The organism is Streptomyces sp. NPDC111802 (assembly GCF_055634335.1).
Genome location: NZ_JBVKCZ010000018.1, coordinates 19,986 through 32,634 on the forward strand (window position 1 = coordinate 19,986; position 12,649 = coordinate 32,634).

A 12,649-nucleotide genomic window follows, 5' to 3' on the forward strand; every position below is an offset into this window, starting at 1 on the left:
CCAGACATTGCCGCCGCCCGGTGCCAGATCCTTGACCCGCCGCGGAGTTCAGCCGCTTGGCGCAGCCGGGCACGGTCCATTGTGAGCCATTCCGTACGTCCTTCACCCGCTTGGTGCCTCCCCGGTCGCGTACTACGCGCGGCACGAATCTGCTGGTGCCCATGAGTGACACCGGTGGCGAGGAGCTTTCGGCCCGGGAGCGCAGCGAGTTGGACGAACTGCGGCACCGGGTCAGTGCCCTGGAGGGCGTCGGCCCCTCGCGGCACCACCCGTTTCGTTCGCTCGGCTCGTTCCTGCTGATTCTCCTGGCCGCGCTGCTGTCGCTGCTGTCCGTCGTCGCGGTGTGGGCGAACAGCATCGTGCAGGACACCGACCGCTACGTAGCCACGGTCGGGCCGCTGGCGAGCGATCCCGATGTGCAGCAGGCGGTCACCAACCGGGTCACCGACGCCGTGCTGGAGCGCGTCGACGTGGACGCGCTGGTCGCTCAGCTGACGGACGCGGCATCGCAGCAGGGGGTGCCGCCGCGGGCGGCCGAACTTCTGAAGAACCTGGACGGCCCGATCGAGAGCGGTCTCAAGCAGTTGGTCTCCGGCACGGTGGAGCGGGTGGTCACCAGCAGTGCCTTCGACACGGTCTGGGTGGAGGCCAACCGCAGGGCGCACACGGCGCTGGACGAGGCTCTGACGGGCGAGGCCGACAGTGCGGTCCAGCTGAAGGACAACCAGGTCGTCATCGACATCGGGCCGATCGTCGAGCAGGTCAAGAACCGGCTGGTCGACGCCGGCTTCTCGCCCGCCGCGAAGATCCCGGACGTCCGGACGAACTTCGTCGTGTTCGCGTCGAAGGACGTCGGCGAGATCAAGACCTATGTGCGCGTGCTGGAGATCCTCGGCGGCTGGCTGCCCGTCATCGCGCTCCTGGTCGCGGCCGCCGGAGTGTACGTGGCGTTCAACCGCCGGCACGCGCTGATCGGGGCAGCCCTGGCGGTCTTCGTCGCCATGCTCGTCCTCGGAATCTCCCTCACCGTCGTCCGTGACGTCTACCTCGACCGACTGCCGTCCGGGGTCTCCCAGGCAGCCGCGGGGTCCGTGTACGACGCGCTGGTCAAGTTCCTCCGGGCAGGCACGAGGGCGCTCGGCGCAACCGCCCTCTTCATCGCGGTCGGCGCCTTTCTCGCCGGCCCGTCCCGCATCGCCGTACTCACTCGCACGGGCTGCCGCAGGAGTATCGGCGCCCTGCGTGACGTCGCGACGTCGGCGGGGTTCCGCACCGGACCGGTCGGGCGGTTCGTCCATCGGTTCAAGCGCTGGATCGGGGTCGGCATCCTGGTGGTCGCGGCGATCGTCCTGTTCACCTGGAGCTACCCGACCACGGCGGTCGTGGTGTGGACCGCCGTGATCACGCTGGTGGGCTTCGCCGTCCGCGAATTCCTGGATCCGGGTCCCGCGACCCCGAACGGCACACCGGCCGGGCTGGAGCGGAGCGGGGACGGGAACGCGGGTCCGCGGAGGGCCGGACCGCGCATGTGACTCGGCACCGCCCGCTGCGTGGCACGCGGCGACTGCGACCTGGCCGAGATCCACCGATGAGTTCCGCCGGTCGCGCCGGTCTACCAGGACGTACGCCATCGAGCCACCGACTGGAGACCCACCATGACCGATCCCGCACACCCCGGCCGCATGCTGTTCGTGAACATCCCCGTGGCGGACCTCGAGCGCAGCAAGGCGTTCTTCGCTGAGCTCGGGTTCAGCTTCAACCCGAAGTTCACCGACGAGACCGCCGCCTGCATGCTGGTCGGCGAGCACGCCTTCGTCATGCTGCTCAGCCGCGAGAAGTTCGCGGAGTTCGCGAAACTGCCGATGGCCGATCCCACCACGCACACGCTGGCGCTGTACTGCTTCAGCGTGTCATCCCGCGATGAGGTCGATACGGTCAGCGCCGCTGCGCTCGCGGCGGGCGGCTCCGAGGCGGACGGCGCCGAGGACTACGGCTTCATGTACTCACGCAGCTTCTTCGACCTCGACGGCCACGGCTGGCAGGTCATGTGGATGGACCCGGCGGCGGTGGAGCAGGGCCCCGAGGCGTTCGCAGCCTCCGTGCAGGACGCCGACGCCCCGGCCTGACCTACCGCGTTCCGCACGTGCGCCGTCGTCGTGCGTCCGACCGCCCCGACCACGACGCCGGATTGAGAGGACGCCGACGGGCGAGGGGGCGAAGCGACGACCGCAGCCGGCGCCGCAGCCATCTCCTCCTCGCCCATCCCCGCCGGCGCCTCAATCACCCGATCGAGTGCCTCGCCCACTCAGTGAGAGTGACCGCCCGGCGCCGGCGCCGCGTTCTTGACCGTCAGAGGCAGCAGCTTCTTGCCCGTAGGACCGATCTGGATCTGCGTGTCCATCTGCGGACACACCCCACAGTCGAAGCACGGCGTCCACCGGCAGTCCTCGACCTCGGTCTCGTCGAGGGCGTCCTGCCAGTCCTCCCAGAGCCAGTCCTTGTCGAGGCCGGAGTCCAGGTGGTCCCAGGGCAGGACCTCCTCGTAGGTGCGCTCGCGGGTGGTGTACCAGTCGACGTCGACGCCGAAGGGCGCCAGCGCCTTGTCGGCGCACTGCATCCAGCGGTCGTACGAGAAGTGCTCGCGCCAGCCGTCGAAGCGGCCGCCGTCGTCGTAGACCGCGCGGATGACGGCGCCGATGCGGCGGTCGCCGCGGGACAGCAGGCCCTCGACGATGCCGGGCTTGCCGTCGTGATAGCGGAAGCCGATCGAGCGGCCGTACTTCTTGTCGCCGCGGATCTTGTCGCGCAGCTTCTCCAGACGCGCGTCCGTCTCCTCGGCCGACAGCTGCGGCGCCCACTGGAACGGGGTGTGGGGCTTCGGGACGAAGCCGCCGATGGAGACCGTGCAGCGAATGTCGTTGGACCTCGACACCTCGCGGCCCTTCGCGATGACGTTCATCGCCATGTCGGCGATCTGGAGCACGTCGTCGTCCGTCTCGGTGGGCAGACCGCACATGAAGTACAGCTTCACCTGGCGCCAGCCGTTGCCGTAGGCGGTGGCGACCGTCCGGATGAGGTCTTCCTCGGACACCATCTTGTTGATGACCTTGCGCATGCGCTCGCTGCCGCCCTCGGGGGCGAAGGTCAGGCCGGAACGGCGGCCGTTCCTCGTCAGCTCGTTCGCCAGGTCGACGTTGAAGGCGTCCACACGGGTGGAGGGGAGGGACAGACCGATCTTGTCCTCCTCGTACCGGTCCGCCAGGCCCTTCGCGATGTCGCCGATCTCGCTGTGGTCCGCCGAGGACAGGGACAGCAGGCCGACCTCCTCGAAGCCCGTCGCCTTCAGGCCCTTTTCGACCATCTCGCCGATGCCGGTGATGGAGCGCTCGCGGACCGGGCGGGTGATCATGCCGGCCTGGCAGAAGCGGCAGCCCCGGGTGCAGCCGCGGAAGATCTCGACCGACATGCGCTCGTGGACCGTCTCGGCCAGGGGGACCAGCGGCTGCTTGGGGTACGGCCACTCGTCGAGGTCCATGACCGTGTGCTTCGACACACGCCACGGGACACCGCTCTTGTTCGGTACGACACGGGCGATACGGCCGTCGGGGAGGTACTCCACGTCGTAGAACGCCGGGATGTAGACCGCGCCGGTCTTCGCCAGGCGGAACAGGACCTCCTCGCGGCCGCCCGGCCGCCCCTCGGCCTTCCACTCGCGGATGATCCGCGTCATGTCGAGCACGGCCTGCTCGCCGTCGCCGATGACGGCGGCGTCGATGAAGTCCGCGATCGGCTCGGGGTTGAAGGCAGCGTGGCCGCCCGCGAGGACGATCGGGTCGTCGATGGTCCGGTCCTTGGACTCCAGGGGGATCCCGGCCAGGTCCAGCGCCGTGAGCATGTTCGTGTAGCCCAGCTCGGTGGAGAAGGACAGGCCGAACACGTCGAAGGCCTTCACCGGGCGGTGGCTGTCCACCGTGAACTGCGGGACGCCGTGCTCACGCATCAGCGCCTCCAGGTCCGGCCACACGCTGTACGTGCGCTCGGCGAGGACGCCCTCCTGCTCGTTCAGCACCTCGTAGAGGATCATGACGCCCTGGTTGGGCAGCCCGACCTCGTACGCGTCCGGGTACATGAGCGCCCAGCGGACGTCACAGGACTCCCACGGCTTGACGGTGGAATTGAGTTCTCCGCCGACGTACTGGATCGGCTTCTGCACGTGCGGGAGCAGAGCTTCGAGCTGCGGGAACACGGACTCGGTGACCGCAGCGGCTTCGGCAGGCATCTCGCGAACCTTCGTGAGCTGGACTGAACTGACAGGGGTGACCATCTAGCCTAACGCGACCGCGGACACCCCTTGTCCGTCCGAGAGCTCAGAGAACGTCCGTCCCGCTCTTGATCCCGTCCCAGAACCCGGGCAGCTCGGCCTCCACGGCCGCCGCGCGCTGCTCCTCACGCCCGTACAGCAGCCCGTAGGTGAAGGCGCTCTCCCTGGCCGCGTGCGCGACCGCGGACAGCTCGCGCAGGGTCTGGCGGGCCATGACGCTGTCCTGGTGCTCCCCGAGCAGGTTCTGCAGGGACTTCATCGTCTTGGCCAGGTCCTTGGCCGGCTTGCCGAGCGCCGGGGTGGCCGCCTCCGCCGCGTAGCGGGTGCGCTTGGTCTTCTTGCGGGCCTCGTGGATGGCTACGTCCCGGTCGGTGCCGGGGTCCAGCTCCACCGCCTGCTCGACCAGCGCGGAGACCTTCCCGAAATCCTTCTTCACGGCCTTGGGCAGTACCTTGCCGGGCTTCTGCCCGGCCGCCTTGCGCAGCGGCGGATCGGCGAGCAGCGCGTCCAGGGTGTCGAGCAGGGCCAGGTAACGGCCGGAGTCGAGGACCCCGATCAGCCGGCCGCTCGCCCCGCCGGGCCTGTCACCCGCCCAGTGGCTCATCCGCTCGGCAACGGGACCGGAGACCAGCGGCCGTGGCACCTCGTCGAGAGCCGCGCTCAGGCGTTCGCTGAGCACCTCGCGGTCCCGGTCCAGGCCCAGCTCACCGGCGAGCCACTTCAGCTCGTCGCCGATCGGGTCGGTGACCGCCCGGTCCAGGACCTTGCCGAAGGACTTGAAGGCGCTGCGCGTCCGGCGGGTCGCGACGCGCATGCTGTGGACGGAGTCCTCGGCGTCCTGGCGTACGGCGGGGTCGAGCTCGACGATCGCGTCCCGCTGCGCCCGCACATACGCGAGCACATGGTCGCCGGCCGTCACGAGGTCCTCGGCGGGCACAGGGGCGAGCTTCTTCGGAGCCGTCTCGGCCAGCGCCCGCGCGAGCTTCGACGCCGACTCCGAGGGTCGTACCCCCGCCTTGCGCAACCGCTTCTCCGCCTTGTCGAGGAAGGCCGGGTCCACGCCGTCGGCCAACTCCACCTCGATCTCGGTCCATTGAGCGCTGCCGTCCCCTCCGGCGAGCCGTTGCGCGTGTACGGCGTCCACGCTGACCTCGGCCAGCAGCCGCCCGTCGGCATCCATGAGGTGGCGCACATCCCGTTCGGAACGCAGCCGGACCACCGGCACCAACTCGCTGTCGCGGACCCGGGAACGGACGAGCCCGGCGAGCGTGCCGGGCAGGTCGTCGGACAGCGGGGCCTGGATCTCGTCCCGCACCCCCTGGGCGACGGGGAACTTCAGATGCCAGCCGGCGTCGGAGCCGCCCGTTCTGCGGCGCAGCGTGATCGACGAGGCGGCGAGGCGCTCGTCCGCGGTGTCGTAGTACGTGGCGTCCAGATGCGCGACACCCTTGTCGACGACGGAGGCGACCCCGGCGACGCCGGTCAGATCGGGCAGGCCGCTGTCGTCGGATTCATACTTCCGCTCGATTTCGCGCTTCGTGTCCGCCATGAACCGAATCTAGTGGGCGTCACGACTGGACAACAGAGCCTACCGGCCATGAACCACAGGCGAACGGCCGATGACCACGGGGGAAGCAGCCGGTGAGGTCCGGTGCCGCGGCCGCACGGTCATGCCGTGCGGCCACACAGCGCATGCCTCGAACGGGGGGACGGCGTCACGCCGACATCGGACGCTGCACCCGGATCGACTGCAGCAACCCCACCGCCACCCACACCGCGAACATCGACGATCCGCCGTACGACACGAACGGCAGCGGCAGACCCGTCACGGGCATGATCCCCAGCGTCATCCCGACGTTCTCGAACGCCTGGAAGGCGAGCCACGCCACGATCCCCGCCGCGACGATCGTCCCGTACAGCTCGGTCGTCTCGCGGGCGATCCGGCACGCCCGCCACAGGATCACGCCGAGGAGAATGATGATCAGCCCGCCGCCGACGAAGCCCAGCTCCTCCCCCGCCACCGTGAAGACGAAGTCGGTCTGCTGCTCCGGCACGAACTGGCCGGTGGTCTGCGAGCCGTGGAACAGCCCCGAACCCGTGAGCCCGCCGGAGCCGATCGCGATGCGCGCCTGGTTGGTGTTGTAGCCCACGCCCGCCGGGTCGAGCTCGGGGTTGGCGAAGGCCGCGAAGCGGGCGATCTGGTAGTCGTCCAGGACGCCCAGCTGCCAGACCGCGATCGCGCCCGTCGTCCCCGCGCCGATCAGCCCGAAGACCCAGCGGTTGGAGGCACCGGACGCGAGCAGCACGCCCAGCACGATCACCACCATGACCATGACCGAGCCTAGGTCGGGCATGAGCAGCACGATCAGCATCGGCACGGTGGCCAGACCCAGCGCCTGCATCACCGTGCGGTGGTCGGGGTACTGCTTGTCGCCCGCGTCCACTCTCGCCGCCAGCAGCATCGCCATGCCCAGGATGATCGTGACCTTCACGAACTCCGAGGGCTGCAACGAGAAACCGCCGGGCAGCTTGATCCAGGAGTGGGCGCCGTTGATGGTGGAGCCCAGGGGGGTGAGCACCAGCAGGATCAGGAAGACCGAGATGCCGTACAGGACCGGCACGGCCGTGCGCAGGTTGCGGTGGCCCAGCCACACGGTCCCTATCATCAGCGCCAGCCCGATACCGGTGTTCAGGATGTGCCGGATCAGGAAGTAGTACTGATCGCCCTGGTTGAGCTCGGTGCGGTTGCGGGTGGCCGAGAAGACCAGGAGCGCGCCGATCAGCGACAGGACGATCGCCGCCAGCAGTATCGGCCAGTCGAGCCGGCGGGCGAGCGAGTCGCGGGCCAGCAGACGGGTCCAGCCCGCCCGGTCGGGCCCGTACCCGGAGACCTGGAAACTGTTGGCGCCGGTCATGTGAGCATCCTCCGGCTTCCCCGCTTACGGCCCGCTCGTCGCCTGCGCCGGGTGTCGCGGTTCTCGGCCGTCGGCGTCGCCACCGTCCCGGCGAGCTGCTGCTCGTCCGGCGCCTCCTCGCCCCCCTGGCTGGCCCGCTGCTCCTTCGCCGGGTCCTTGGAGACCTTCGGCGAGGTGAGGGTGCCGTCGGGGCGGACCTTCGGCAGGCTCTTCTGGGGCGTGGACAGCAGCGCGTTCTTCTTGTTGATCGTGCCGTCGTCGGAGACGCCGTACAGGGCGTCGTAGATGTTGCGCACGGCCGGACCCGAGGCGCCGGAACCCGTACCACCCTGGGAGATGGTCATGACGACCGAGTAGTCCTTGGTGTAGGTCGCGAACCACGAGGTCGTCTGCTTGCCGTAGACCTCCGCGGTACCGGTCTTGGCGTGCATCGGGATCTTGTCCTGCGGCCAGCCGACATCCGCGAACCGCCAGGCGGCGGTACCGCGGGTGGCGACGCCGGCGAGGGCGTCGTCCATCTCGGCCAGCGTCTTGCGGCTTATCGGCAGCTTGCCGTGGGACTTGGGCTTGATCTCCTGGAACGCCTTGCCGTCGGCGCTGACGACAGCCTTGCCGACGGTGGGGTCGTAGAGCGTGCCGCCGTTGGAGATGGCGGCGTAGATGGTGGCCATCTGGATGGGGGTGACGAGGGTGTCGCCCTGTCCGATGGAGTAGTTGACGGAGTCACCGGCACGCATGCGGTTGCCTTCGAGGCAGTTCTCGTAGGCGATCTTCTCGGCGTACGAGCCGTCCTTCTTGCCGTACTTGCACCAGGCGTCCTTGTTGGCCTTCCAGTAGTCCTGCTTCCACTGGCGGTCGGGGACGCGGCCGGTGACCTCGTTGGGCAGGTCGATGCCGGTCTCCGCGCCGAGGCCGAACTGGTGGGCCGTCTTGTAGAACCAGTCGTTGGCGTTCTTCTTCGGCTTGGTGCCGCCGTCCCGCTTCCACTCCTCGTGGGAGAGCCGGTAGAAGACGGTGTCGCACGAGACCTCCAGGGCGCGGCCGAGACTGATCGGGCCGTATCCCTTGGTCTCGAAGTTCTTGAAGACCTGGCCGCCGATCGAGTACGAGCTGGAGCATTCGTAGGGACCGTCGAAGGAGTAGCCGGCGTTGATCGCGGCGGCCGTCGGGACGACCTTGAAGATCGAGCCGGGTGCCGACTGGCCCTGGATCGCCCGGTTGAGCAGCGGGTAGTTGGAGTCCTTGCCCGTCAGCGTGTTGTAGTCCTTGGCGGAGATGCCACCGACCCAGGCGTTGGGGTCGTAGGTCGGGTTGGACGCCATGGCGACGATGCGGCCGGTCTTGGCCTCCATCACCACGACCGCGCCCGAGTCGGCCTTGTACCGCTCGTTGGTGTTGCGGTCCCACCCCTCGCGGGCCTTCTTCATGGCGTCGTTCAGCTCGTACTCGGCGACCCGCTGGACTCGGGCGTCGATGCTGGTGACCAGGTTGGAGCCGGGCTGCGCGGCGTCGGCCTGGGCCTGGCCGATGACCCGGCCGAGGTTGTCGACCTCATAGCGGGTGACGCCGGCCTTGCCGCGCAGCTCCTTGTCGTACTGACGCTCCAGGCCCGACCGGCCCACCTGGTCCGAGCGCAGGTAGGGCGAGTCGGTGTCCTGTGCCTTCTGGAGCTCCTCGTCGGTGACCGGCGAGAGGTAGCCGAGGACCTGGGCGGTGTTGGACTTGCCGGGGGCCGGGTAGCGGCGGACGGCCTGGGGCTCCGCGGTGATACCGGGGAAGTCCTCGGCACGCTCGCGGATCTGCAGGGCCTGCTTGGCGGTTGCCTCGTCGGTGATGGGGATCGGCTGGTACGGCGAGCCGTTCCAACAGGGCTGGGGCGTCTGCGCGTCGCACAGCCGGACCTTCTGCTTGACGTCCTTGGGCTTCATGCCCAGCACGCCGGCCAGCTTGGTCAGGACCGCCTCGCCGTCGTCCGGCATCTTCAGCAGGTCCGTACGGGAGGCGGAGACCACGAGCCGGGTCTCGTTGTCGGCGAGGGGCACGCCGCGCGCGTCCAGGATCGAGCCGCGCACGGCGGGCTGGACCACTTGCTGGACGTGGTTGCCGGACGCCTCCTTGGCGTAGGCGTCGCCCTCGCGGATCTGCAGGTACCACAGGCGCCCGCCGAGGGTGCCGAGGAGCGAGAGGACGAGGATCTGGATGACGATGAGCCGGATCTGGACGCGTGGCGTCCGGCCGGTCTCCGGGATGTTGGTCACTGCGCTGCCTCCCCCTCTCAGTGCGAGTGCCGGTGCGGATACGACTGTGTTCGTTCGAGTGATGAACGACCGGCCCTCACGGCCCGGTTCCCTCTGACCTCACTCGTCCGGGTGAACTCCCCTGTCCTCACAGTCGCTTGACCCCCTTGATGCGCCCGGCGCGCGCCGTCCGCGCCCGCACCGCCTTCACCTTCAGGCCGCCCAGACCGCCGCGCTGGCCGCCGATGCGCAGGCCGGTGCCGCCCGAGAGCCAGCCGGAGGAGATGTCGGGCTTCTTGGCCTGGGAGTTGGTGTCGGCCAGCGGGTCGTTCTCCGCGCGCCGGGCCAGCCACATGATTCCGGGGACGACGAACGGGGCGAGCAACAGGTCGTACAGCGCGGCCGTGAACAGCAGGCTGCCGAGGCCGACATGGCGGGCGGCGGTGTCCCCGACGAGGGCGCCGACGCTCGCGTACAGCAAGGTCGCGCCGATCGCCGCGACGACCACGACGACCATCGGCCCGGTGGCCGACTTCAGCCGGCCGTTGTCCGGCTTGATGAGCCCGACGAGGTAGCCGATGACGCACAGCACCAGCGCATAGCGGCCGGCGGCATGGTCGGCGGGCGGGGCGAGGTCGGCGAGCAGACCCGCGCCGAAGCCGATGAGGGCGCCGCCGACATGGCCGTAGACCATGGCGAGGCCCAGGACGGTGAGCAGCAGCAGATCGGGGACGGCGCCCGGGAGGTGGAGCCGGGACAGGACGCTGACCTGGAGCACCAGGGCGACGACGACCAGAGCGGAGGAGAGCAGGATTCGGTTGACGCGCATGAGGCTTCAGCTCCTACTGCTCTTGCTCGAACTCGTACTGGTTCTGTCCGTCGTCCGGCGGCGGATCCTCGCCGTCGACCCGAGGCTGCTCGTACTGACCGTCGGCCTGTGGCTGGTTCTGACCGTCCGCCTGCGGCTGCTCCTGCCCGTCGCCCGGCGTCTGCGCGCCCGGTGTGACGGTGACCGTCACGGTGGGCCTGGGGGTCGGCCGGGGCTTGTCGGGGAGGACCGTGTCACGCGGGTCCTTGGTGGGGGCCTGGACGACGACGCCGACGACGTCGAGCTTGGAGAAGCCGACGTAGGGCGTGACGTAGAGGGTCCGGGTCAGGTCGCCGCCGGAGGGGTCCACGCGGGAGACGTATCCGACGGGAACCCCGGGCACGAACGGCTTGTCGGCCTGCGAACCGAAGGTGACGAGCCGGTCGCCCTTCTTCACCTCGGCCTTGCCGTTGAGGAGTTCGACGCGCAGCGGGCGGTCGCCCTGGCCGGAGGCGAAGCCGAGTTCGTCGCCGGACTCCATGCGGGTGCCGACGGTGAAGTCGGGGTCGTTGGCGAGCAGCACGGTCGCGGTGTTCGGGCCGACGGTGGTGACGCGTCCGACCAGCCCGTCGCCGTTCAGGACGGTCATGTCGCGCTGGATGCCGTCGTTCGCGCCGGCGTCGATGGTGATCGTCCAGGAGAAGCCCTGGGCCGCTCCTATGGCGATGACCTCGGCGCCCTTGATGCCGTACTGGCCCTTCCCCGCGATCTTCAGCATCTTGTCCAGCTGGTTCAGCCGGCTGCGATCGCGGTCTTCGCTGCCGAGCTTCGCCTTGAGGGCGGCGTTCTCCTGCTCCAGCCGGGCGAGCCGGTCGTGGCGCTCACCGGAGTCACGGATCGCGGCGACCGCGTTGCCGACCGGGTTCACCGCGGCCGACACGCCGTCCTCGATAGGGCCGAAGACCGTGGCAGCGGCCTGGCGGGCACCGTCGACCGGGGAATCCTCACCACCGCGGATATCCACCGTGATCAACGCGAACGCGATGGCGATCAGCAGCACCAGGAGCAGCCGGCTCTCTCGTGTGTCCCTCACGTGCGGCGGCCGTGCCCTTCCTCATAGGAATTCGGGAAACCCCCGGTAAACCCCAGGGGTTCTTATACGGATTTGGTACGCGGAGCTGTATGGGAAGTTCGAGGCTCTTCGGGGAGCTTATGCCTCTATATCAACGATCCGCCGTACGAGAGGAGATCATCCCGTACGGCGGAACCGAAGAGTTACCTCATCTGCGCGGCTGGGCGTCCAGCACCTGCTGCAACGCCTCGAACTCCTCGACGCACTTGCCGGAGCCGAGCGCCACGCTGTCCAGCGGGTCCTCGGCGATGTGGATCGGCATGCCGGTCTCGCGGCGCAGCCGCTCGTCGAGGCCGCGCAGCAGAGCACCGCCGCCGGTGAGAACGATTCCGCGGTCCATGATGTCGCCGGACAGCTCGGGCGGGCACTTGTCGAGAGTCGTCTTCACGGCGTCGACGATGGCGTTGACCGGTTCCTCGATCGCCTTGCGCACTTCGGCGGCCGAGATGACGACGGTCTTCGGCAGGCCGGAGACAAGGTCCCGGCCGCGGATTTCGGTGTGTTCGTCAGCGTCGAGGTCGTACGCCGAACCGATCGTGATCTTGATCTGTTCTGCCGTCCGCTCACCCAGCAGGAGCGAGTACTCCTTCTTGATGTGCTGGATGATCGCGTTGTCCAGCTCGTCGCCCGCGACGCGGATGGACTGGGCGGTGACGATGCCGCCGAGGGAGATGACCGCGACCTCCGTGGTGCCGCCGCCGATGTCGACCACCATGTTGCCCGTGGCCTCGTGGACCGGCAGGCCGGAGCCGATGGCCGCGGCCATGGGCTCCTCGATGATGTGCACCTGACGGGCGCCGGCCTGGGACGACGCCTCGATGACGGCGCGGCGCTCGACGCCCGTGATGCCCGAGGGCACACAGACGACGACCCGCGGACGAGCCAGATACCGCCGCTTGTGGATCTTCAGGATGAAGTAGCGGAGCATCCGCTCGGTGATCTCGAAGTCGGCGATCACGCCGTCCTTCAGCGGACGTACGGCAACGATGTTGCCGGGCGTGCGCCCGATCATCTTCTTCGCCTCGGCGCCGACCGCAAGGATGCCACCGGTGTTGGTGTTGATCGCGACGACGGACGGCTCGTTGAGTACGATCCCGCGACCCCTGACGTACACCAGCGTGTTGGCGGTCCCGAGGTCGACAGCCATGTCACGGCCGATGAACGACATTGAGTTCCCCATCAGGATTCGTCTGGCCTTCCCGGGAGCTTTTGATGGCTTGTCAGGTCGGCGAAGTG

Annotated in this window: 9 protein-coding genes; 2 read left to right on the forward strand and 7 right to left on the reverse strand. The window is 69.0% G+C overall.

Annotated features, from left to right (window positions below):
* Nucleotides 1–161: 161 nt before the first annotated feature.
* Both ACZ7NC_RS20955 and ACZ7NC_RS20960 read left to right on the forward strand, forming a co-directional pair.
* The gene (locus tag ACZ7NC_RS20955; protein WP_471490254.1) at nt 162–1,532 is read left to right on the forward strand and encodes a hypothetical protein; all 1,371 of its coding nucleotides are present in this window, start codon (nt 162–164) and stop codon (nt 1,530–1,532) included.
* Between the two features lie 123 nt (nt 1,533–1,655).
* Complete coding sequence (locus ACZ7NC_RS20960; RefSeq protein WP_471490256.1) at nt 1,656–2,126, forward strand: VOC family protein; 471 nt, start codon at nt 1,656–1,658, stop codon at nt 2,124–2,126.
* A 179-nt stretch (nt 2,127–2,305) separates the two neighbouring features.
* On the opposite strand, the gene ACZ7NC_RS20965 is transcribed toward ACZ7NC_RS20960, so the two are convergent.
* The 7 genes from ACZ7NC_RS20965 to ACZ7NC_RS20995 form a co-directional block, all read right to left on the reverse strand.
* Nucleotides 2,306–4,279, reverse strand: a complete 1,974-nt coding sequence (locus ACZ7NC_RS20965; RefSeq protein WP_471490257.1) for a TIGR03960 family B12-binding radical SAM protein — start codon at nt 4,277–4,279, stop codon at nt 2,306–2,308.
* A gap of 88 nt (nt 4,280–4,367) precedes the next feature.
* Nucleotides 4,368–5,870: a CYTH and CHAD domain-containing protein gene (locus ACZ7NC_RS20970; protein WP_471490258.1), complete on the reverse strand. Its 1,503-nt coding sequence runs from the start codon at nt 5,868–5,870 to the stop codon at nt 4,368–4,370.
* A 166-nt stretch (nt 5,871–6,036) separates the two neighbouring features.
* On the reverse strand, nt 6,037–7,236 hold the full coding sequence (rodA, locus tag ACZ7NC_RS20975; protein ID WP_471490259.1) for a rod shape-determining protein RodA: 1,200 nt from the start codon (nt 7,234–7,236) through the stop codon (nt 6,037–6,039).
* Nucleotides 7,233–9,494, reverse strand: a complete 2,262-nt coding sequence (mrdA, locus tag ACZ7NC_RS20980) for a penicillin-binding protein 2 (RefSeq protein WP_471490261.1) — start codon at nt 9,492–9,494, stop codon at nt 7,233–7,235. Before mrdA ends, rodA begins: the two co-directional genes overlap by 4 nt.
* A gap of 127 nt (nt 9,495–9,621) precedes the next feature.
* Nucleotides 9,622–10,302 carry a rod shape-determining protein MreD gene (gene mreD, locus ACZ7NC_RS20985; protein ID WP_471490262.1) on the reverse strand — a complete coding sequence of 227 codons (681 nt, stop codon included), beginning with the start codon at nt 10,300–10,302 and terminating at the stop codon, nt 9,622–9,624.
* Nucleotides 10,303–10,315: 13 nt separating this feature from the next.
* The gene (gene mreC / locus ACZ7NC_RS20990) at nt 10,316–11,374 is read right to left on the reverse strand and encodes a rod shape-determining protein MreC (protein WP_471490263.1); all 1,059 of its coding nucleotides are present in this window, start codon (nt 11,372–11,374) and stop codon (nt 10,316–10,318) included.
* Between the two features lie 187 nt (nt 11,375–11,561).
* Nucleotides 11,562–12,581 carry a rod shape-determining protein gene (locus tag ACZ7NC_RS20995; protein WP_004931372.1) on the reverse strand — a complete coding sequence of 340 codons (1,020 nt, stop codon included), beginning with the start codon at nt 12,579–12,581 and terminating at the stop codon, nt 11,562–11,564.
* Nucleotides 12,582–12,649: the final 68 nt, after the last annotated feature.